Source organism: Olleya aquimaris, assembly GCF_003259525.1.
Classification (GTDB): domain Bacteria; phylum Bacteroidota; class Bacteroidia; order Flavobacteriales; family Flavobacteriaceae; genus Olleya; species Olleya aquimaris.
The window spans coordinates 87212-108436 of sequence record NZ_QLLO01000005.1; the positions used below are offsets into that span (position 1 = coordinate 87212).

The window sequence follows — 21225 nt, forward strand, 5'->3', positions numbered from 1 at the left end:
TATGTTGGTAAAAGACCTGATTAATCATATTCAAGACATTGCTCCACTTAATTATGCAGAAGATTTTGATAATGTAGGATTACTTGTTGGTGATAACAATAGTAAGGTTACAGGCGTTTTAGTAACACTAGATACTTTAGAAGAAGTTGTTGATGAAGCTATAGCTAAAAACTGCAACTTTATTTTAAGCTTCCATCCTATTATTTTTAAAGGCTTAAAAAGTATAACAGGTAAAAATTATGTCGAGCGTACTGTACTAAAAGCCATAAAAAACAACATTGCTATTTATGCTATCCATACTGCATTAGACAATCATATAAGTGGTGTAAATGCAATGATTTGCAATCAACTTAATCTTAAAAACCAACGTATTTTAATTCCACAACAACAAACCATAAAAAAATTGGTGACCTATGTTCCAAAAAAAGAGGCCAAAACATTAAGAGAAGCCTTATTTAATGTAGGCGCAGGTGACATTGGCAATTATAGTAATTGTAGTTTTAATATGGATGGAACAGGAACATTTAAAGCTAACGACAATGCCAATCCTACTTTAGGTAAAAAAGGCGAAACGCATGTTGAAGAAGAAATACAACTTAGTGTCATTTTTGCTAAACATTTAGAGTCTAAAATATTAAAAACCCTGTTTGAAACACATTCTTACGAAGAAGTTGCTTACGAGGTAACAACCCTAGAAAACACCAACCAAACTATTGGTATGGGTATGATTGCAGAATTGGAACAACCACAACCAGAAACCGAATTTTTAAACTATCTAAAAGAAAAAATGAAGGTGTCGCACATTAGACACTCTCAATTTTTAAATAAACCTATTAAAAAAGTAGCAGTTTTAGGTGGCTCTGGAAGTTTTGCCATAAACGCTGCAAAAGCAGCAGGAGCGGATGTTTTTGTGACCTCAGATTTAAAATATCACGATTTTTTTACTGCAGAAAACACTATACTTTTAGCAGATATAGGACATTATGAAAGCGAACAGTTCACAAAAAATGGTTTAGTAGCCTTACTTACAAAAAAAATTCCTAATTTTGCAATCGTTTTATCAAACACAAATACCAATCCTGTTAAGTATTTTTAAAATATGGCAAAGACAAAAGAAGCAACAGTAGAAGAACGTCTAAGAGCGTTATACGACCTACAATTAATAGACTCTAGAATTGACGAAATTAGAAGTGTAAGAGGTGAATTACCACTAGAGGTTAGCGATTTAGAAGACGAAGTTGCAGGATTAAAAACTAGATTAGAAAAACTAGAAGATAGTTTAAGCGCTGTAGATTCAGAAATTAGCTCTAAAAAAAATTTGATTGAAGAATCTAAAGCATTAATCAAAAAATACTCTGAGCAACAAAAAAATGTTAGAAATAACAGAGAGTTTAACTCGTTAACCAAAGAGATCGAATATCAAGAACTTGAAATTGAGTTAGCTGAAAAACACATCAGAGAATTTAAAGCGCAAATCGAACAGAAAAAAGAAGTTATCGCTCAAACTAAAGAGCATAACAAAGAGCGTGAAACGCATTTAAAACATAAGAAAAGCGAATTAGACGCTATCTTAAAAGAAACTGAAAAAGAAGAAAAAGCGCTTATTGAAAAGTCTGAAGACTACAAGAAAAAAATTGAAGAGCGTTTAGTAAAAGCTTACAACAGAATTAGAACTAATGTAAAAAACGGATTAGCAGTAGTACCAATTGAAAGAGGTGCATCTGGAGGTTCTTATTTTACTATTCCACCACAAGTACAAATGGAAATTGCTGCTCGCAAAAAAATTATTACAGATGAGCACAGTGGACGTATCTTAGTGGATGCAGCTTTAGCTGATGAGCAACGTGCAAAAATGGAAAAAATGTTTGCTAAATTATCTTAAGCACATTTAATACTATATAAAAAAGCCTTTACTATGTAAAGGCTTTTTTTTTTGCTCATATCTAAACATTTAAGATATATTTATAACATTTCAAATTAAGGTTTTCTAATTTTAAACGTCTATTAGAAAAAGAAAACATAGTTATGAAAAAATTAATACCACTTATCACCTTGTTGTTTTTGTTTAGTTGCAATAACCACGCACAAACTAATCCTAAACAAGAGGCAGTTAAAACTGCAAAACCAATAGAAGTCCCTTTAGAAGACGGAAAAGCCAAAGCTTATTTTGCAAGTGGTTGTTTTTGGTGTGTCGAAGCTGTATATGAAAGTGTAAAAGGTGTGGACCAAGTTATTAATGGTTACTCTGGTGGACATACAAAAAACCCAACATACGAGAGTAGTAATACAGGTACAACTGGTCATGCTGAAGCTGTAGAAGTTATTTACGACCCAGAAGTTGTAAGTTTTGAAACCTTAGTTGATGTTTATTTTGCATCACAAAATCCAGCACAAGTAAATGGTCAAGGTCCAGACAGAGGTAGCCAATATCGTTCTATTATTTTTTATCAAAACGAAGCTCAAAAAAACATTATAGAGTCTAAGAAAAAAGCTTTAGCTAAAAAATTAGATATTACAATTGCAGCAGAAATCTATCCGTTTCAAAAGTTTTGGATAGCAGAAGATTACCATCAAGATTACGAAAAATTACATCCAGACAATCCTTATATACAAAACGTATCCATACCTAGGTTAAATAAATTTAAAGCGAAAATGCCTGAGGTGTTAAAAGACGATCATTAAATCTTAGTCGCTTTTATCTCAAAAATTAAAGGATACAATTTATCTTTAGTAGCGTACATTCCAGATTTGGTTTCAACTAAATCTGGTAATACGTTATATGGACTTTCATCATATTCATTTAAATAATCAATATGTAATCCAGCTTCAATTAAAGCATTAATTACTTCACTTAAACCATGATTCCAACCATATTCTTTGGTTATCATTTTAGAGTTGGTATCTGCATAAGTCCCTTCATATTCTTCATAAATAACCTCGTTTTGCATATAACCATATTTCATAATAGGCTTGCCTTCTAAGTAATCAAACATCCAAACAATGGGATGAAATTCTGCTAAATAAAAAACACCTCCTTTTTTTAGTTTTTCTGCAATCATTTTTCCCCAAGGTTTTAAATCTGGCAACCATCCAATTACACCATAACTACTAAAAACAATATCAAATACCTGTTTTACATGCTCTGACGTATCCAAAACATTACAACACACAAACTTTGCATCCTGGTGCAACTCTGTATTTAATGTTTTAGCAAGTTTAATACCTTCATTGCTTAAATCTACACCTACGCACTTAGCGCCTAGTCGGCTCCAACTTAATGTGTCTTGACCAAAATGACATTGCAAATGCAAAAGTGATTTTCCGGATACGTCTCCAAGCGCCTTCAATTCATAAGTCATTAAAGAGTTTTTCCCTTTTTTAAAAGCCTCTAAATCATACATATCACTTTTGGCATGCACCTTCACTTTATCATTCCAAGTTGCTTTATTAGCTTCAAAAAAATCTTTATTAGATAACATAACTATATTTTGATGTGTAAGATAAAATTTCTTTTCTAATGTTTTATACCTTTACTAAAATTCAGAATTATGAAAAACCAACTACTTACTGCACTTATAATATGTTCTTTAATTTCTTGTAAAAATAATGCAGAAAAAAAATCACAATCTGTTCAACTCACTACAGCAGAAAAGATAGCAAAAGCTCACGGGATTGACCATTGGGCTAATGTTAGTCAACTTAATTTTACATTTAATGTAGATAGAGATACTGTTCATTTTGAACGCTCATGGATTTGGAAACCCAAAACCCAAGACGTTACTTTAATAACATCAACTGATACAATTAGCTTTAACAGAACAAAATTAGATAGCACATCAATAAAAGCTGACCAAGGTTTTATAAACGACAAATATTGGCTTTTAGCTCCTTTTCAATTGGTTTGGGATAGCGGAACAACTATAACAGATTCTATAAATAGTATGGCACCAATTAGTAAAGCGACTTTAAATAAACTAACCATAACTTATGGTAATGATGGTGGTTATACACCAGGTGATGCTTACGATTTTTTCTATGACGACAACTATAAAATTAAAGAATGGATTTTTAGAAAAGGTAATACGCAAGAACCGTCCATGATAACAACTTTTGAAAATTATGAAGAGTTTAATGGCATAAACATAGCAAAAGACCACAAAAAACCAGATGGTAACTGGAAACTTTATTTTACAAATATTTCAATAAAAACAGAATAGCAAACATCTAAAACTAGGGTTTGACTCGTATATATAATAATTCCGCTTTACGCGACAACATAAACTTTGAAAGGGCTTCGTAAACCAAAAATACGAAGCCCTTTTTTTGTAAATATTAGAACTTTCTTACTAACCTAATTATTCTTATTTTTGTTGGACACCGTAAAACAAATTCACCTTGACCAACTTTAAATTAGGTTTAGATTTTGCTAAACAATTAGATAAAAACGATTCGCTAGCTAGTTTTCGTCATCAATTTCATATTCCTAAAGACCAACATGGTAATGACGTAATATATTTATGCGGAAACTCATTAGGATTACAACCTAAAATAACTAAAGACTATATTAATCAAGAGCTTGAAGATTGGGCAAATTTGGGTGTAGAAGGTCATACAGAAGGTAAAAACCCATGGTTACATTATCACGAGTTTTTAACAGAAACTATGGCTAACATTGTTGGCGCTAAATCTTCTGAAGTTGTAGTGATGAATTCCTTAACAGCCAACCTTCATTTTATGATGGTAAGCTTTTATCAACCAACACCAAAACGTTACAAAATTCTAATTGAAGCTGATGCTTTTCCTAGTGATAAGTATGCAGTAGAATCTCAGCTACGTCATCATGGATTTGATGACAAAGAAGGTTTAATCCTTTGGAAAGCAAGAGAAGGTGAAGAATTAGCTAATTACGACGATTTAGAAGCCATTTTAAAAGAACAAGGTGACGAGATTGCTCTAATTATGATTGGTGGAGTTAATTATTACACAGGTCAATTTTTTGATCTTAAACGCATTACAGAATTAGGTCACAAACATGGATGTGTTGTTGGTTTTGATTGTGCTCATGGTGCAGGAAACGTTGCATTAAATTTACACGATTCAGGCGCAGACTTTGCAGTTTGGTGTAGTTACAAGTATTTAAATTCTGGTCCAGGTAGTTTATCTGGTGCTTTTGTACATAATCGTCATGCTAACCGTAAAGATTTAAACCGATTTACAGGTTGGTGGTCTCACAATAAACAAACACGTTTTAAAATGCGTGACGAGTTTGACCAACTTCCAGGAGCCGAAGGTTGGCAACTCTCCAATCCACCAATATTATCTATGGCTGCCATAAGAGCATCTCTTGATGTTTTTAAAGATGCTGGATTTGAAAATTTATTACATAAATCAAAACAATTAACTGGTTATTTCGAGTTTTTAATTAACAAGTTAAACCATTCAGACATTAAAATAATAACACCAAGTAACCCATCAGAACGTGGTTGTCAACTCTCTATCCAAGTTAAAAATGCAAACCGTAGTTTACACGATAAATTAACAGAAGCTGGAGTGATTAGCGATTGGAGAGAACCAGACGTAATTAGATGTGCTCCTGTACCATTATACAACTCTTTTGAAGATGTTTATAATATGGTTGAACGGTTAAAAGACATTTTATAAATAATGAGCAAACAACAAAACATACTAATTATTGGTGCAGGACTTTGCGGAAGCTTACTCGCTTTAAGACTTGGTCAAAGAGGTTACAACGTAACCGTTTACGAGATGCGTCCAGACCTCAGAAAAACAGATATTTCTGCTGGTCGATCTATTAATTTAGCGTTTTCAGACAGAGGTAATAAAGCCATGAAATTAGTAGGTATCGAAGACAAAGTTAAAGCCTTGTGCATACCTATGAATGGACGTATGATTCATGATAAAGAAGGCAATACGTTTCTGTCTAATTATAGTGGTCGTGATCATGAATACATCAATTCTATATCTCGCGAGGGACTTAACTCGTTATTATTAGACGAAGCCGAAAAACATAACAATGTTACCATTCATTTTAATAAAAAATGTAAGTCTGTAGATTTTGAAAACACAACAGCACTATTTCAGGATTATAATACCAAAAAGGAATTTATAGAAGATGCAGATTGCATCATCGCTACAGATGGAGCAGGTTCTGCGTTGAGAAAAAGCTATTATTTAGGTAAAAAATTCTTATTTAGTTTTTCTCAAAATTATCTAAACCATGGTTATAAAGAATTAAGTATACTTCCAACCAAAACGGGTGATTATAAAACTTACAAAAATGCTTTACATATTTGGCCAAGAGGCGATTTTATGGTCATTGCATTACCAAATTTAGATGGTAGTTTTACAGTAACTTTATTTTTAAGTTATGACGAAGGCGAATACAATTTTAATAATTTAACCACACCAGAACGGGTTACTGAGTTTTTTCAAAAAGAGTTTCCAGATGCTTTAACATTGATGCCAAATCTTGTTGATGACTTTTTTAAAAACCCAACAGCTCCTTTAGGTACTGTAAAATGTTCTCCTTGGCATTATAAAGGTAACACCTTACTAATGGGTGATTCAGCACACGCAATTGTCCCATTTTATGGACAAGGTATGAATGCTTCTTTTGAGGACGTTGTCGAGTTTGATGCTGTTCTAGACAAACATGAAGGTAATTGGGAAACGGTCTTTTCAGAATATGAAAAAACAAGAAAAAAAGATACCGATGCTATTGCAGATTTAGCTATAGATAACTTTCATGAAATGAAAGATCATGTTGGACAAGAAATTTTTCAAGAAAAACGGAAAATTGAAATGGCTCTTGAAAAAGAATTTCCAAATGAATATTCTTCTAAATATAGTTTAGTAACTTTCAATGAGCATATTGGATACCGTGAAGCCATGCTACGTGGTCGTGCACAAGACAAAGCCATTTTAAATATGTTGTCTGATGGAATTATTAAACCCTCAGATAATTTAAAAGATATTTTAAACAAAGTAAAATTAGAAACCGAAGCCATTCTTGAAGACGACAGAATTGCTGGGTTGAAATAGTTAACAGTTAGTAAATATGTAACTAACTTAGGACAAACAAAAATTAAAAAAATTGAATGTCCCAAATCAATTCGCAGAATTGATAGCCAAGGCGAAGAATAGATGCAGAAAAGCTCCGAAAGACAGGAGAACGCAGTTCGACGCGGAGTTTTCAAATTGGTTTTCAGTTTGTAAAAACTGAAAAAATCCTTGGCTTGGATGTCCTTTTTTGATTCGTTTTTTGGACAAGCAAAAAATGAATAAAATTAAAAAAAGATAAAAATATGAGTAACGTTAAACCAAGAGGAGCCTATCCACATGTAAAACAAGTTGGCGATTTCATTTTCGTTTCAGGAACCAGTTCTCGAAGAGCAGATAACAGTATTGCTGGAGTAGATATTATTGACGAGATGGGAACTAAAAAACTAAACGCTTACACACAAACGCAAGAAGTTTTAAAAAACATAGATACCAATCTTAAAAAAGTTGGCGCTAGTTTAAAAGACGTTGTAGATGTTACTTCCTTTTTAGTAAACATGAATGACTTTGCAGATTACAATAAAGCATACGCCGAATTTTTTGACAAAGAAACAGGACCAACCAGAACCACAGTTGCTGTGCACCAATTACCTCATCCAGATTTAGTGGTTGAGATTAAAGTGATGGCTTATGTTGGAAATTAATCACTAAATTTAGGTCTCCTCGAGCGCAGTCGATAGGTCAATTAATAGGTCTTAACTGGACTCGACCAGACAAAAAATCATGAACATCAAAAACTACATAAACGGAAATTTCCACAATCCCATTGAAGACCAATGGATAGATAACTACAATCCATCAAATGGTGAAGTTTACGGACAAATTCCAAATTCGACAAAAGCAGATGTAGAAAACGCCTACATCGCTGCAAAATCTGCTTTCCCTGTATGGTCACAAACCACATTAGAAGAACGTAGTAGAATATTAATAAAGATTTCAGAGTTATTAGAAACCAATTTACAACGTTTTGCTGAAGCAGAAAGTAAAGACAATGGTAAACCAATAAGCTTAGCAAAAGCTGTAGATATACCTAGAGCAGCCAGTAATTTTCGTTTTTTTGGAAATGCCATTACACAATTTGCTAGCGAAAGTCACGAAAGTGTTGGACAACAAGCAGTAAATTATACTTTACGACAACCTATTGGTGTTGTTGGTTGTATTTCTCCTTGGAATTTGCCACTCTATTTATTTACATGGAAAATAGCACCAGCAATTGCAGCAGGTAATTGCGTGGTAGCAAAACCCAGTGAAGTCACTCCATTTACAGCTTATTTACTAGGCGAAATCTGTAACGAAGCAGGTTTACCAAAAGGTGTTTTAAATATTGTTCATGGTTTAGGAACAACTACTGGACAAGCTATAATTGAACATGAAGATATAAAAGCGATTAGCTTTACAGGAGGAACAGCAACAGGAGCACATATTGCTAAGATTGCAGCTCCACTATTTAAAAAACTATCTTTAGAATTAGGTGGGAAAAACCCAAATATCATCTTTGCAGATTGCGATTATGATGATATGTTAGACACTACTGTACGTTCATCTTTTGCTAATCAAGGTCAGATTTGTCTTTGTGGAAGTCGCATTTTTGTCGAAGCATCTATTTATGAAAAATTTAAAAAAGATTTTGTAGCTAAAGTTAGAGCATTAAAAGTTGGTCATCCATCTGAAGCCTCAACAAATATTGGAGCTTTAGTCTCAAAACCACACTTAGAAAAAGTAAAAGAATATATAAATATCGCTAAAGCAGAAAACGGGACCGTTTTATGTGGCGGAAATGAAGTCACTGTAAAAGGTTATGAAAATGGATATTATTTGGAACCAACTGTTATTGAAGTACAAAGTGATGACTGTAGAGTCAATCAAGAAGAAATTTTTGGACCAGTGGTTACCATCATGCCATTTAAAACAGAAGACCAAGTCTTACAAATGGCAAACAAAGTAAAGTATGGATTATCTGCTACGTTATGGACAAACGATCTTAAACGTACCATGCGTATGAGCAACCAACTACAAGCTGGAATAGTTTGGGTTAACACTTGGATGATGCGCGATTTACGTACGCCTTTTGGTGGTGTAAAAGCTAGTGGTGTTGGTCGCGAGGGTGGATTTGAAGCATTACGCTTTTTTACGGAAGCTAAAAATGTTTGTATAAAATACTAATTCCTGCGCAGGCAGGAATATTATATATTTAAAGTAACTGTCTCCTCGAGCGCAGTCGAGAGGTTAATTATGAAATCATATTTTGTTTACATATTACAATGTTCAGACAACCTAACTTATACTGGTGTAACTACAAACTTGGCTGAATGCAGAAACACAACCCATTCAAAATATAATCAAGAAAACTAAATAGGTCTCGACTAGGCTCGACCCAACAAAGAACTAATATCTTATGAACTTAAACTTAAACAACAAATACGCATTAGTTTGTGGTAGCACAGCAGGAATAGGTAAAGCAACTGCTTTAGCTTTAGCTGAAGAAGGTGTACAAGTAACACTTATTGCCAGAAACGAAGACAAGTTAAAAGCAACCTTAGCAGAATTACCTCAACATAGAAATCATGACTATATAGTTGCTGATTTCTCAAATCCTTCAGACTTAAAAACTAAGGTTTCAGAATATATTGCTAACAATCATGGGTTTCATGTACTAGTAAATAATACAGGAGGTCCAAAAGGAGGACCTGTCTTTTCTGCAGACTTAGAAGAATTTGAAAGTGCATTTACACAACATTTAAAATGCAATCATGTATTAGCTCAATCGGTTGTTCCGTTTATGAAACAAGAAGGTTATGGTCGTATAATTAATGTCATTTCAACCTCTGTAAAACAACCCTTAGATGGACTAGGCGTCAGTAATACTATTCGTGGTGCAGTTGCTAACTGGAGTAAGACTTTAGCTAATGAGTTGGGGCAATTTGGCATTACAGTTAATAACGTATTACCAGGAGCAACAGGAACAGAACGATTAACAGAAATTATTAAAAATAAGTCTGCTAAAACAGGAAACTCTGAAGAAGAAGCTGCTAATGCTATGAAAAATGCTGTACCAGCAAAACGTTTTGCAAAACCAGAAGAGTTAGCAGATGCCATCACTTTTTTAGCTAGTGAACGTGCAAGCTACATTAACGGAATTAATCTTCCTGTTGATGGCGGAAGAACAAAAAGTTTGTAACTTTATACAATGACACAATTTAAAATATTTTAACCATGAGTAAATTATTTCCGCCAATAAATTTTAAAGAATGGATTGAAGAAAACAGACACCTTTTAAAACCACCTGTTGGTAATAAAGTGGTCTGGAAAGATGGTGATTTTATTGTCATGGTTGTTGGTGGTCCAAATAGCAGAAAAGATTATCATTACAATGAGACTCCTGAGTTTTTCTATCAAGTAGAAGGTGATATCGTATTAAAAGTTATTGATAATGGTACTCCAAAAGACATTCATATAAAAGAAGGAGACATTTTTTTGCTACCTCCTAAAGTACCACATTCACCACAACGTGGAGCAAATACTGTTGGATTAGTGATTGAATATCCAAGAGAAAAAGGTGTACAAGATGCTTTGCTTTGGTTTTGCGAAAATTGTACAACCAAGTTATATGAAGAAGATTTCACCCTAGATAATATAGAAACAGATATGCCTAAAATATTTGATAAATATTATGGTGACAACGATAAACGTACTTGCCCAAATTGTGGAGAAGTCATGCAACCACCAAAAAAAGTACAGGTAGAATAAAATTAAAGTCGTCATTAATAGGACGTATGACGAAGTAATCGCTTTATAAAAAGATTGCCACGCCAAAAGGCTCGCAATGACAGTAAATATGGAAAAACGTAAATTAAGAATAAACGGTCACTCTCACCTCCTTCCCTATCCTGAGGAAATCCCTCAGTTTATGAAGGACAAAGGTATTTTTTGGGTAGATAAAGATCGAAAATTTATGCTTCAAAAAGATTGGAATAGACCAATTACAGATTCCTCTTTCTTTTTAAATGAAAAGTTAGCATGGATGGAGCGTTTCAATATTGACCATGCAGTCGTTTTAAACTTGTCTCAACTATATGGTAATGGTTTGCGCGTAGAAGAAATGAAGCAAGCCTTACGTTTTCAAAACGATTTTAATGCTAAAGTACAACGCGAAAACCCTAGTAAATTTACTTGCGGATTTGTAGTACATCCTGGTTTTGTACGTGGTGCTTGCTGGGAAATTGAGCGTTGTGTAGAAGAACTAGGTATGCAACTATTGTGCTTACCTACACACTATATGGATACCATTGGGACTTGGCGTTGTATTTTTGATGAAGAAAACGAACCTATTTTTGAATTAGCTAACAAGTATAATTTAGCTGTAGAAATCCATCCTTACGATGGCGAAAAATTTATAAAATTAGAAAACACGTCTTGGCGTTTTCATCTTATTTGGATGTTAGCACAATGTGCAGATGCATATCATTTTTTAACACTAAATGGTTACCAAGATAAATATCCAAATATGCGTACGTGTTTTGCCCATGGTGGACAATTAGCACAAATTAACTTAGGACGACGTATTCAAGGGTTTGATGGACGACCTGACTTGTTTGAAGGTAAAAGTCACCCAAGAAAAGCTGTGGGACATAAAAATATCTTTTTTGATACCTTAGTCCATGACACAGGTGGATTAGAGCTATTGATTAGAAATCAAACCTCTAAACAAGTGTTAATGGGATTAGACGATCCATATCCTTTAGGAGAAATGGAAAGTGAAAAACAATCCTCTTATCCTGGAAAAATACTTGATTTAGCAATGGAACGAAAAATTATAACCGAAACTGAACGCGATGCAATCTGGGAAGATAATGTGATCCAATGGTTGTGTGGTGATGATCAAGCTGCTAAAGACAAACTTGTAAAACGGATTATAGGATAATTTAAGGTCTCCTCGAGCGCAGTCGAGAGGTTTAAAAGAAATAATATTTTATTAAATGTACTTTTTACCAGAAAAATTAGACGAGTATGTTGTTGCGCACTCACAAGAAGAGCCAGAGTTATTGCAGCAACTAACAAGAGAAACCTACCAAAAAATATTACAACCAATTATGCTATCTGGACCATATCAAGGTCGAGTGTTAAGCATGATTTCTAAATTAATAAGACCAAAAACTATTCTAGAATTAGGGACTTTTACAGGTTACGCTACATTGTGTTTAGCAGAAGGTCTGCAATCTGAAGGCGAGATACATACCATTGATGTTAATGAAGAATTAATCGATTTTCAGCGTAAATATTTTGATCAATCTGGTTTTGGATCTCAAATACATCAGCATTTAGGGTCTGCAATAGATATTATTCCTACGCTTAATAACACTTTTGATTTGGTTTTTATAGATGCAGACAAGCCTAATTATGTTAATTATTTTCATTTAATTATCGATAAATTAAATCCTGGTGGTATCATCTTGTCTGACAATGTATTGTGGCACGGAAAAGTTATTGAACCAGTAGATAAAAAGGATATCTCAACACAAGCGGTATTAGAATTTAATACACTTTTAAAAAATGACAAACGTATTGAAACTGTTGTTTTACCTATACGTGATGGGTTAACGATAAGCCGAAAAAAATAAACCTAAGTAATTAAAATACTTAAAAGTTTAAACTAGATTTTATAACATAAAAAAAGCGATTTGAATGTCAAATCGCTTTTTTACTATAATTAATTAAATTAATCTGCAAGCAGTTCTAATTTTGTAATGGTTAGATATTCTAACTCTTCATCTTCGTCTTCATCAGTTTCAATTATTTCTACCGATGCTTCGTAAGTTATCTTAAAGACTTTACCAACGTTTTCATCAGAATCCAAATCGAAGTTTTCAAATACGTCTTCTGCTAAATAGTTAAAAATCATTTTTTCTTTACCCTTTTTTGTGGTAATAGTAAAAGCGTAGTTGGTATCTTCTAAGCCATCATACACACCTGTAACTGTTGTTTGTGTTGGGTTGGTGGTAAAAGAACTTAAGGTTGCACTTAAACATGCGATTGCAAGTATGATTAATTTTGATTTCATAATCTTAAATTGTTTTAAAAAAGTAAATAGGTAAATGTTGTGTTTCCGGAAGTTTACCACCTCAAGTCCGAAACTGCTTTTAGTGTTGTAATTGTTACAACCACACGTGGTCTAGTATGCTTTATATACGTTTACTTTACGGGTTTAGATTACGTCATCTTTGTGTTAAAAATCGTCGTCTTGTTCTTCTGAAGGTTCTATAGGATCTTGTACAGCATCTGGATCGTCATCTTCAAAATCTTCATAATCATCTTCGTCATAGTTTTCCATTGTTTTAACCAGTTTAGTGCTGACTTTTACTAAATATTTAGTATCATCAGTGGTTACTTCTACTGCTTCAATCAATTCATTTTTAGCATTTCTAAATTCAATGATATGATCTTCATCATAACCATCTGGATATTTATCGACTAAAAGTTTTAAAATTTCTGGTGTTAATTTTTTAAAATCAACAATGACGCGTTTTAAGTTGTCAGGTTTTTTCATTTTCAATAGTTTATTTTTTATTTACTCTAATAACATCGTAAAAATCTTTTCTTCGGTCTTTTAAATTTTTAACTGCTCCAAACGTATGTAACTCGCGTAACAAACTTAAATCTACGTCTGCAACTAAAATCATTTCTGTATTTGTGGTTGCTTCTGCTTTAATTCCATTACTTGGGAATGAAAAATCGCATGGTGTAAATACTGCAGATTGTGCGTATTGGATATCCATGTTATTTACATTAGGCAAGTTACCAACGCTTCCAGCAATTGCTACATAACATTCATTTTCTATAGCTCTTGCTTGAGCGCACAAACGCACACGAGAATAGCCATTTTGGGTGTCTGTTAAAAATGGGACAAATAGGATGTCCATCCCTTCGTCTGACAATAAACGTGAGAGTTCTGGAAATTCTGAATCATAACAGATTAAAATGCCTATTTTACCTGCATCTGTCTGGAAAGTTTGTAGTTTATTACCTTTTTGCATTCCCCAAACTTTAGCTTCATCTGGAGTGACATGAATTTTCTCATAACGTTCTAAACTACCATCTCTACGACATAAATAACCAACATTATACAACTTGTTATCAATAACTTCTGGCATGCTTCCTGTTATGATATTTATGTTGTACGATATGGATAACTGCTGCATTTTTTCAACAATTTCTTTAGTGTATTTTGCTAACTCTCTAATCGCATCAGGCTCGTGCAAATGGTTAAACTTAGCCATTAAAGGCGCGTTAAAAAACTCTGGAAACAACGCAAAATCTGAACGATAAGCTGCTACACTATCTACAAAATACTCGACTTGTTGCATTAACTCTTCTAGGCTATGGTACGTTCGCATTTGCCACTGTATAAGACCTAAACGCACTACCGTTTTTACAGTACTTGCTTTTTTACTTTGCTTGGTATAATAAATATTATCCCATTCCATTAACACTGCATACTCGTTAGACGCTGTATCACCTTCTAAATAGCCTTTTATAACTCTTAATGGGTGAAAGTCGTTAGAGATTTGAAAATTTAAAACAGGGTCATGGATTTCTTTACGCTTTACTTTTTCAATGTATTCTTTAGGCGATAATTTGTCTTGATATTTATGAAAATTTGGCATTCTTCCACCAAAGACAATACCTTTTAAGTTTAACTCTTCGCAAACTTCTTTTCTGTAATCATAAAGACGTCTTCCTAATCTTAACCCTCTGTATTCTGGTTTGATAAACACATCTATACCATACAGCACATCACCATTAGGGTCGTGATTTTTAAAATCGTCACCTTCAATAATATCTGCATAGGTGTGGTTGTCCTCAATCTTATCGTAATTAACAATTAAGGACAAGGCGCATCCCGCGATATTGCCATCAATTTTAATAACCACTTGACCTTTTGGGAAAATAGAGGTCAAACGCTCTATGTGATGTTTTTTCCAATACGAATTAAGCACACCTCCATAAGACTCTAAAGTAGCCGATTTAAGCTCTTCATAATCACTTACAGTTAAGTATTTTAATTCGATATTTTCAATTTTCTGCTCTTCCATTACAAGCCTAATATATAAGCAAATATTAAGGGTGCAACAATAGTTGCGTCACTTTCTACAATAAACTTAGGTGTGTCAATATCCAGTTTTCCCCAAGTAATTTTCTCGTTAGGGACTGCACCAGAATACGATCCGTAACTAGTTGTTGAGTCGCTAATTTGACAGAAATAACTCCAAAACGGAGTATCTGTACGTTCCATATCTTGGTACAACATAGGTACTACACAAATTGGAAAATCTCCAGCAATACCACCTCCTATTTGAAAAAATCCGATACCATTAGCCGAGTTTTCTGTGTACCAATCTGCTAAAAAGGTCATGTATTCTATACCAGATTTCATAGTGCTTGCTTTAAGCTCGCCTTTTAACACGTAGCTTGCAAAAATATTACCCATAGTACTGTCTTCCCATCCAGGACAAACAATTGGTAAGTTTTTTTCTGCTGCAGCATACATCCATGAGTCTTTTAAATCTATTTCATAATACTGTTCTAGCACACCTGATAACAACATTTTGTACATATACTCATGTGGTAAATAGCGTTCGCCTTTTGCTTCAGCTTCTTTCCAAATTTTTTCGATGTGTTGTTGTAAACGTCTAAATGCTTCTTCTTCTGGAATACACGTATCTGTTACACGATTTAATCCTTTTTCTAATAAGTCCCATTCTTCTTGAGGTGTTAAATCACGATAGTTTGGTACACGCTTGTAGTGTGAATGTGCCACTAAATTCATGATATCCTCCTCCAAGTTTGCTCCTGTACAAGAAATAATATGGACTTTATCCTGACGGATCATCTCTGCAAAACTTTTCCCTAATTCTGCAGTACTCATAGCACCTGCTAAGGACACTAACATTTTGGCACCTTTGTTTAATTGGTCTTCGTACCCTTTTGCTGCATCTACTAAAGCTGCTGCATTAAAGTGCAAATAATGGTGTTGTATAAATTGTGAAATTGGTCCTTTAGTACTCATCGTCGTCGTTAAATTTAGAACTGTTGTTTTTTTGTTTGGTGCTATCGTAAGTGTTATCGTATTCGTCTTCTGCTTCTTCATTCATAAACTTATAGCTTAGCATTTTATAATATAATTTTGCTGCTAAAAAGTCTGAAGACTTATCTATTTTGTTTGGGCATAATTCAACTATATCAAAACCTACCACGTTTTTTTCTTCAAATACTTGTTTTAAAAACTCTAAGGTTTCATACCATAATAATCCACCTGGTTCTGGTGTCCCAGTACTTGGCATAATAGATGGATCAAAAGCGTCTAAATCTATAGTAATAAATACGTTATCTGTCATTTGGTCTACAGCACTGTCCATCCAAGTATCGTCCAAAGCCATTTCGTGAGCGAAGTATGTTTTCTCTTCGTCCATTACGGTTTTTTCTATAACATCCATAGAACGAATTCCCACTTGAATTAAATTTGTGGTTTGGCTAGCTTCGTACATCGCACACGCATGATTGCACGTAGAGCCTTCATACGTTTTACGTAAATCTGCATGCGCATCTAATTGCAATACAGTTAGGCTAGGAAACATCTCGTTAAACGCACGAATAGTCCCAATTGATACAGAATGTTCTCCACCAAAAATAGTGACAAACTTATTTTTTTTGATGTACTTTTTAGTGGCTTGGTGTACAGCGTCTACCATTGCTTCTGGCGAAGTATTTTCTGTTACAGCATCTGCTAAAAACACACCTTGTTTATACACTTCGGTATCTGTTTCGATATCATATAACTCCATGTTTGCAGACGCGTCCAAAAAGGCTTCTGGTCCTTTATCTGCACCTTTTTGCCATGTACTAGTACCATCATATGGTACAGGAATTAAAACTACTTTTGCTTGTTCTAATTTTGCTAATTCTTCTGGAATTCCAGCATATGTTTTAGTTTGCATAACCTAAAATTTTAAGTAAGTCTTCACTTTTTTGTTGTTCTTTAAATACTGTTTTAGTGATGTTGCCATCTTTGTCTTTGTCTATTAATATGTGTTTTGGACTAGGTATTAAGCAATGTTGCAATCCTCCAAATCCACCTATAGTTTCTTGATAAGCTCCTGTGTTAAAAAAGCCTATATACAATGGTTTTTCTTTGTTGTATTTTGGTAAATAAATAGCATTCATGTGTTGCTCGCTATTATAATAATCGTCACTATCGCAAGTCAAACCGCCAAGTAACACACGCTCGTAACTATCAAACCATCTATTTATGGGTAACATAATAAAACGTTTGTTAATTGCCCAAGTATCTGGTAATGTGGTAATAAACGACGAGTTTATCATGTTCCATTTTTCGCGATCGTTTTGTTGTTTTTGGTATAACACCTCGTAAATTGCTCCTCCACTTTCGCCTACTGTAAAACTACCAAATTCTGTAAAAATGTTTGGGACGTCTACTTCTTCTTCGTCACAGGTCTGTTTAATTTGATTAATGATTTCGTCTATCATATATTCATAATCAAACTCAAAAGCTAACGAGTTTTTAATAGGAAATCCACCACCAATATTTAAACTATCTAAGCTTGGACAAATCTTTTTTAAGCTGATGTATACTTTTAAACATTTTAATAACTCGTTCCAATAGTAAGCATTATCTCTAATTCCAGTATTGATAAAAAAGTGAAGCATCTTTAGCTCTACTTTTGGATTGTCCTTAATTTGATTTTTATAAAAAGGGACAATATTTTTATAACCAATACCTAATCTAGAGGTGTAAAACTCAAATTTTGGTTCTTCTTCTGAAGCGATACGTATACCAACTTTAAATTTACCTTTAATTTCTTCTGACAGTAAATTTATTTCTTCATAATTATCAATAATAGGAATACAGTTTTTTTGTCCATTATTAATAAGCCTAGCAATGTTTGTTATGTATTGTTCGCGTTTAAAACCGTTACTTATTACATACGTATCATTGGTAATCTTCCCTTCTTTTTTTAGGTTTTCAACAATGTCTATATCAAATGCAGAAGAGGTTTCTATATGAATATCATTTTTTAAAGCTTCGTTTAGAACATGTTTAAAATGAGAGCTTTTTGTACAATAACAGTAATTATATTTTCCGTTATAATCATGCTTTTTTATGGCATCATTAAACCATGTTTTAGCACGTTGTATGTTATTTGATATTTGTGGTAGGTAAGTGAATTTTAAAGGTGCACCATACTCTTCCACCAACTCCATTAAATCTATGTCATGAAATTCTAGCGTTTTGTCCTCAAGTTTAAATTCTGGTTGAGGAAAATCAAACGTTTGACTGATTAAGTCTATGTATTTTGTGTTCATTAAATGTTGTTAGAATAATTATTACTTAAATATAAAACATAATTTGTAGTTATGTTGAATCTGAAAATAATTGTTCTATCAAATTTGAATTCTAAGGTCATAAGTAGGCATAAAGCCATACTGATGCTGACTAGCATATATCGTAGTGAAAGCGGAAGTTAGCTTTAAAATTCGGTTGCTTAATCTGTAAGCTGCTTTTGAATATGACTTCCTAATTTTCAAAAGCCCGAACATAGAAACAGAGTTCAAAGTGTTCAGCTAAATACAATACAAATGAACTACTTTTTTTTGAATTCCAAACTTTTTTTTAAAAAAATTTAATGTTTTTAAATATTTATTTCAAACAACTAACATTCAGTACTTTGTAATAAAAAAAGCGTCTTTATTTACAAGTAAATAAAAACGCTTTAAAGAAAACTAAATGCTGGTTTAATCTAAATCTACTCTAATCCCTAAGGATATATTGTTTTGCTCTACAGCTTGATTTTTAAATATTGGTGACAAATCGTATTTAGCATACAAGCTTAAATCTCCTACTCCAACATAGGCGCTTAAGCCATACACAAACGTATTGGTGTTGTATCCACGTTTTATTTTTTGCTTAACGCGTTCTCCATCTTCTTCATAAACCAGCTTTTGTTGAGATCTTAATGCAACTCCTGCATAACCACCTAGTCCTATTTTAAATTTATCATGATTAAAATATCGCACGCGACCATCTTTGTACTCTTTTTTATTCCATGGACCAAACTCAAAATGCACAGGTACGACTAAATTTGTAGTTCTAAATTTTGCTTTTTTTAAATCTGAAGGAAATGTCTCTAACGTAGTAACATTATCAATTTGTTGAAAGAATTGATTGTCTTTAATATCTAATTTATTCCATTGAAACGAAAACCCATATTTAAAACGTAGTGCGTTAGAATTTTCAAACACTCTAGTATTCCATAACCAACCCAACTCTACAAAACCAGATCCACCTAATTTGTAAGGTGAGTCGTCTAAGCTAACACCATCAATAATAGCGTTATTAAAACCCATTGCAAAGACCAATTGGTTAGAAGTTCTAATGTCATATTTTGGAGGATTTCGACTTGCTTTTACACCTAATATTTCTCTATCTCCTTCTCCAATTTTAATGGATACCACTGTTTTAGAATCGTCACCAAACTCTTCGTTATTACGTTTGTTAAATTCTAATCTGTTGGCTGCTATTGCAATACGGTTTTCAATATTTAAAGCACGTTTTTCTGCAGCGTCTTGTTTTAATTGTTCTGCTTCTTCAAAGGTGATTTGATCTTGTTCTAGCCTGTCGTTTATGGCTTCAATTTCTAATTTTAAAGCATCGCGCTCGTCTGTTTTAATTTGTTCTTTAATGGCTTCTAACTCTTTGTTTATGTTGTTTTCTTGAGCACTAACTTGGCTAACTACAACTAAAAAGAATAAATACGCTAAGTGTTTTGTAATGGTTTGCATAACTGTTTGTTTTTTAATGATTATTAATAATTACGCTCTGCTACTGTAGATTTTAAAGTTTCAAAGCCTGATTTTACAGCATGAAACAATCTATTTTTTAGAGATTTTTCAGAAGTTATCTCTACTTCTTCCAGTAGCGCATTGGCGTCTATTTTTTCTACTTGATATTGGTTATTATTAGCTTTAACCTCTGTGTAAGCTTCTTCTAACAGTAAAGTAGCTTCTTTAGTGGTTCTGTTTTGACTTGTAACAACAGTGTTAACTACTTCTTCTTTAAAAGGAACGATAACCTCTTTATTTTGAATGTTTGGAGTCTCGTTATTAGAAGAGTTAATTTTTTGATTTGTTTTATAAACTTTTTTAATGTTAGCTATTCGTGTTTTTTTGTTAACTGTTTTTACATCTTCTTTTTTAACATCAACTTGTTTTACTACAATTGGATTATTTTTAATGGCATTTGTGGTATTAGGTGTTGATATTTCTTGATTAACTTCGTTTACTATTGATTGAGTTTGACTATTATTTTTTGAAATATAAACAGCTAAACACACGCCTAAAAAAGTAGCTGCAATCCCTAACCACCAAAATGAGTATTTACTTTTAGTTTCTTGTGCTTTCAATGCAGTGTCTAATTGGCTCCAAGCCTTTTGGCTAGGCGCAATTGTACGACCCTCTAAGGTGTCTTTTAATTGCTTTTCAAATTTATTTGGTGCCATATTCTTTGGTATTAATTGTATTAATGTTGTTTTGCAAAAGTTTTCTAGCTTTAAATAGTTGTGATTTTGATGTGCCTTCACTAATATTTAAAAGTGTTGCAATTTCTGCATGCTTATATCCTTCAATTGCATACATAACAAAAACCATTTTGTAACCTTCTGGTAAATTATCTATGAGTTGTTGTAATTGAGCAACATCATATTGTTGAGCGGTTTCGTTTTGGATGTCGACGTGTTCATACTCTTCATAAACAAATTGTATAGTTTTTTTCTGTCTTAAAAAAGAAATAGCTTCTCTAACCATGATACGTCTAATCCAACCTTCAAAGCTTCCTTCGTGCCTGTAGCTTTTTAAATTGGTAAACACCTTAAAAAACCCATTTAACATCACTTCCTCTGCGTGATGTATGTCTTTTATATAATAACGACAAACACTAAGCATTTTTGGCGCATGCAACTCAAACAAGACATGTTGTGCTTGTCGATTGTTTTGAATAGCTTTTTTTATAAGCTTTGTTTCGTTATTAAATAAGGTAATAACTTTCACAATAATGCTGTTTAGTTTAGTGTTCTA

General features: G+C 33.2%; 22 protein-coding genes. 12 read left to right on the forward strand and 10 right to left on the reverse strand.

Annotated elements, in window-relative coordinates; translation table 11 throughout:
- Position 1: 1 nt before the first annotated feature.
- The 3 genes from LY08_RS08290 (at position 2) to msrA (ending at position 2682) form a co-directional block, all read left to right on the forward strand.
- Positions 2-1096, forward strand: a complete 1095-nt coding sequence (locus LY08_RS08290) for a Nif3-like dinuclear metal center hexameric protein (RefSeq protein WP_111659989.1) — start codon at positions 2-4, stop codon at positions 1094-1096.
- A 3-nt stretch (positions 1097-1099) separates the two neighbouring features.
- Complete coding sequence (locus tag LY08_RS08295) at positions 1100-1882, forward strand: zinc ribbon domain-containing protein (RefSeq protein ID WP_111659990.1); 783 nt, start codon at positions 1100-1102, stop codon at positions 1880-1882.
- Between the two features lie 143 nt (positions 1883-2025).
- Positions 2026-2682, forward strand: a complete 657-nt coding sequence (msrA, locus tag LY08_RS08300; RefSeq protein ID WP_111659991.1) for a peptide-methionine (S)-S-oxide reductase MsrA — start codon at positions 2026-2028, stop codon at positions 2680-2682.
- Here msrA and LY08_RS08305 read toward each other — a convergent pair.
- Positions 2679-3479 (reverse strand): class I SAM-dependent methyltransferase, encoded by an 801-nt coding sequence (locus LY08_RS08305; RefSeq protein WP_111659992.1) that lies wholly within the window; start codon positions 3477-3479, stop codon positions 2679-2681. The two genes, msrA and LY08_RS08305, sit on opposite strands and share 4 nt — an antisense overlap.
- 69 nt (positions 3480-3548) lie before the next feature.
- Between LY08_RS08305 and LY08_RS08310 the strand changes: the two genes are divergently transcribed.
- The 9 genes from LY08_RS08310 to LY08_RS08350 all read left to right on the forward strand — a co-directional run bounded on the left by LY08_RS08310 (position 3549) and on the right by LY08_RS08350 (position 12698).
- A complete protein-coding gene (locus LY08_RS08310) occupies positions 3549-4217 on the forward strand; it encodes a hypothetical protein (RefSeq protein ID WP_111659993.1) in 669 nt (222 codons plus the stop codon).
- A gap of 178 nt (positions 4218-4395) precedes the next feature.
- Positions 4396-5661 (forward strand): kynureninase, encoded by a 1266-nt coding sequence (gene kynU / locus LY08_RS08315; protein WP_111659994.1) that lies wholly within the window; start codon positions 4396-4398, stop codon positions 5659-5661.
- A gap of 3 nt (positions 5662-5664) precedes the next feature.
- Complete coding sequence (locus LY08_RS08320) at positions 5665-7062, forward strand: FAD-dependent oxidoreductase (protein ID WP_111659995.1); 1398 nt, start codon at positions 5665-5667, stop codon at positions 7060-7062.
- Positions 7063-7325: 263 nt separating this feature from the next.
- Positions 7326-7724, forward strand: a complete 399-nt coding sequence (locus LY08_RS08325) for a RidA family protein (protein WP_111659996.1) — start codon at positions 7326-7328, stop codon at positions 7722-7724.
- A gap of 79 nt (positions 7725-7803) precedes the next feature.
- Complete coding sequence (locus LY08_RS08330; RefSeq protein ID WP_111659997.1) at positions 7804-9243, forward strand: aldehyde dehydrogenase; 1440 nt, start codon at positions 7804-7806, stop codon at positions 9241-9243.
- Positions 9244-9475: 232 nt separating this feature from the next.
- Positions 9476-10258 (forward strand): SDR family oxidoreductase, encoded by a 783-nt coding sequence (locus tag LY08_RS08335; protein WP_111659998.1) that lies wholly within the window; start codon positions 9476-9478, stop codon positions 10256-10258.
- Between the two features lie 35 nt (positions 10259-10293).
- Positions 10294-10827: a 3-hydroxyanthranilate 3,4-dioxygenase gene (locus tag LY08_RS08340; protein ID WP_111659999.1), complete on the forward strand. Its 534-nt coding sequence runs from the start codon at positions 10294-10296 to the stop codon at positions 10825-10827.
- Positions 10828-10915: 88 nt separating this feature from the next.
- The gene (locus LY08_RS08345) at positions 10916-12001 is read left to right on the forward strand and encodes an amidohydrolase family protein (RefSeq protein WP_111660171.1); all 1086 of its coding nucleotides are present in this window, start codon (positions 10916-10918) and stop codon (positions 11999-12001) included.
- 55 nt (positions 12002-12056) lie between these two features.
- Positions 12057-12698: an O-methyltransferase gene (locus LY08_RS08350; protein ID WP_111660000.1), complete on the forward strand. Its 642-nt coding sequence runs from the start codon at positions 12057-12059 to the stop codon at positions 12696-12698.
- A gap of 98 nt (positions 12699-12796) precedes the next feature.
- On the opposite strand, the gene LY08_RS08355 is transcribed toward LY08_RS08350, so the two are convergent.
- From LY08_RS08355 to LY08_RS08395, 9 genes are all read right to left on the reverse strand, one after another.
- The gene (locus LY08_RS08355; RefSeq protein ID WP_111660001.1) at positions 12797-13138 is read right to left on the reverse strand and encodes a hypothetical protein; all 342 of its coding nucleotides are present in this window, start codon (positions 13136-13138) and stop codon (positions 12797-12799) included.
- Between the two features lie 165 nt (positions 13139-13303).
- Positions 13304-13624: a hypothetical protein gene (locus tag LY08_RS08360; protein ID WP_111660002.1), complete on the reverse strand. Its 321-nt coding sequence runs from the start codon at positions 13622-13624 to the stop codon at positions 13304-13306.
- Positions 13625-13634: 10 nt separating this feature from the next.
- A complete protein-coding gene (locus tag LY08_RS08365) occupies positions 13635-15170 on the reverse strand; it encodes a bifunctional GNAT family N-acetyltransferase/carbon-nitrogen hydrolase family protein (RefSeq protein WP_111660003.1) in 1536 nt (511 codons plus the stop codon).
- Positions 15170-16144, reverse strand: a complete 975-nt coding sequence (locus LY08_RS08370; protein ID WP_111660004.1) for a deoxyhypusine synthase family protein — start codon at positions 16142-16144, stop codon at positions 15170-15172. The genes LY08_RS08365 and LY08_RS08370 overlap by 1 nt, the downstream gene beginning before the upstream one ends.
- The gene (gene speB, locus LY08_RS08375) at positions 16134-17072 is read right to left on the reverse strand and encodes an agmatinase (RefSeq protein WP_111660005.1); all 939 of its coding nucleotides are present in this window, start codon (positions 17070-17072) and stop codon (positions 16134-16136) included. Before speB ends, LY08_RS08370 begins: the two co-directional genes overlap by 11 nt.
- Complete coding sequence (locus LY08_RS08380) at positions 17062-18459, reverse strand: arginine decarboxylase (protein ID WP_111660006.1); 1398 nt, start codon at positions 18457-18459, stop codon at positions 17062-17064. The genes speB and LY08_RS08380 overlap by 11 nt, the downstream gene beginning before the upstream one ends.
- Before the next feature lie 429 nt (positions 18460-18888).
- Positions 18889-19935 carry a coiled-coil domain-containing protein gene (locus LY08_RS08385; protein ID WP_111660007.1) on the reverse strand — a complete coding sequence of 349 codons (1047 nt, stop codon included), beginning with the start codon at positions 19933-19935 and terminating at the stop codon, positions 18889-18891.
- Between the two features lie 23 nt (positions 19936-19958).
- Positions 19959-20651 (reverse strand): hypothetical protein, encoded by a 693-nt coding sequence (locus LY08_RS08390; RefSeq protein ID WP_111660008.1) that lies wholly within the window; start codon positions 20649-20651, stop codon positions 19959-19961.
- Positions 20638-21198 (reverse strand): RNA polymerase sigma factor, encoded by a 561-nt coding sequence (locus tag LY08_RS08395; protein ID WP_111660009.1) that lies wholly within the window; start codon positions 21196-21198, stop codon positions 20638-20640. The genes LY08_RS08390 and LY08_RS08395 overlap by 14 nt, the downstream gene beginning before the upstream one ends.
- Positions 21199-21225 lie beyond the last annotated feature (27 nt).

What these genes read in the sequence shown, in the direction of transcription:
- LY08_RS08290 (WP_111659989.1), top strand. Translation starts at nt 2, where the DNA reads ATGTTGGTAAAAGACCTGATTAATCATATTCAAGACATTGCTCCACTT.
- LY08_RS08295 (WP_111659990.1), top strand. Translation starts at nt 1,100, where the DNA reads ATGGCAAAGACAAAAGAAGCAACAGTAGAAGAACGTCTAAGAGCGTTA.
- msrA (WP_111659991.1), top strand. Translation starts at nt 2,026, where the DNA reads ATGAAAAAATTAATACCACTTATCACCTTGTTGTTTTTGTTTAGTTGC.
- LY08_RS08305 (WP_111659992.1), bottom strand. Translation starts at nt 3,479, where the DNA reads ATGTTATCTAATAAAGATTTTTTTGAAGCTAATAAAGCAACTTGGAAT.
- LY08_RS08310 (WP_111659993.1), top strand. Translation starts at nt 3,549, where the DNA reads ATGAAAAACCAACTACTTACTGCACTTATAATATGTTCTTTAATTTCT.
- LY08_RS08320 (WP_111659995.1), top strand. Translation starts at nt 5,665, where the DNA reads ATGAGCAAACAACAAAACATACTAATTATTGGTGCAGGACTTTGCGGA.
- LY08_RS08325 (WP_111659996.1), top strand. Translation starts at nt 7,326, where the DNA reads ATGAGTAACGTTAAACCAAGAGGAGCCTATCCACATGTAAAACAAGTT.
- LY08_RS08330 (WP_111659997.1), top strand. Translation starts at nt 7,804, where the DNA reads ATGAACATCAAAAACTACATAAACGGAAATTTCCACAATCCCATTGAA.
- LY08_RS08335 (WP_111659998.1), top strand. Translation starts at nt 9,476, where the DNA reads ATGAACTTAAACTTAAACAACAAATACGCATTAGTTTGTGGTAGCACA.
- LY08_RS08340 (WP_111659999.1), top strand. Translation starts at nt 10,294, where the DNA reads ATGAGTAAATTATTTCCGCCAATAAATTTTAAAGAATGGATTGAAGAA.
- LY08_RS08345 (WP_111660171.1), top strand. Translation starts at nt 10,916, where the DNA reads ATGGAAAAACGTAAATTAAGAATAAACGGTCACTCTCACCTCCTTCCC.
- LY08_RS08350 (WP_111660000.1), top strand. Translation starts at nt 12,057, where the DNA reads ATGTACTTTTTACCAGAAAAATTAGACGAGTATGTTGTTGCGCACTCA.
- LY08_RS08355 (WP_111660001.1), bottom strand. Translation starts at nt 13,138, where the DNA reads ATGAAATCAAAATTAATCATACTTGCAATCGCATGTTTAAGTGCAACC.
- LY08_RS08360 (WP_111660002.1), bottom strand. Translation starts at nt 13,624, where the DNA reads ATGAAAAAACCTGACAACTTAAAACGCGTCATTGTTGATTTTAAAAAA.
- LY08_RS08365 (WP_111660003.1), bottom strand. Translation starts at nt 15,170, where the DNA reads ATGGAAGAGCAGAAAATTGAAAATATCGAATTAAAATACTTAACTGTA.
- LY08_RS08370 (WP_111660004.1), bottom strand. Translation starts at nt 16,144, where the DNA reads ATGAGTACTAAAGGACCAATTTCACAATTTATACAACACCATTATTTG.
- speB (WP_111660005.1), bottom strand. Translation starts at nt 17,072, where the DNA reads ATGCAAACTAAAACATATGCTGGAATTCCAGAAGAATTAGCAAAATTA.
- LY08_RS08380 (WP_111660006.1), bottom strand. Translation starts at nt 18,459, where the DNA reads ATGAACACAAAATACATAGACTTAATCAGTCAAACGTTTGATTTTCCT.
- LY08_RS08385 (WP_111660007.1), bottom strand. Translation starts at nt 19,935, where the DNA reads ATGCAAACCATTACAAAACACTTAGCGTATTTATTCTTTTTAGTTGTA.
- LY08_RS08390 (WP_111660008.1), bottom strand. Translation starts at nt 20,651, where the DNA reads ATGGCACCAAATAAATTTGAAAAGCAATTAAAAGACACCTTAGAGGGT.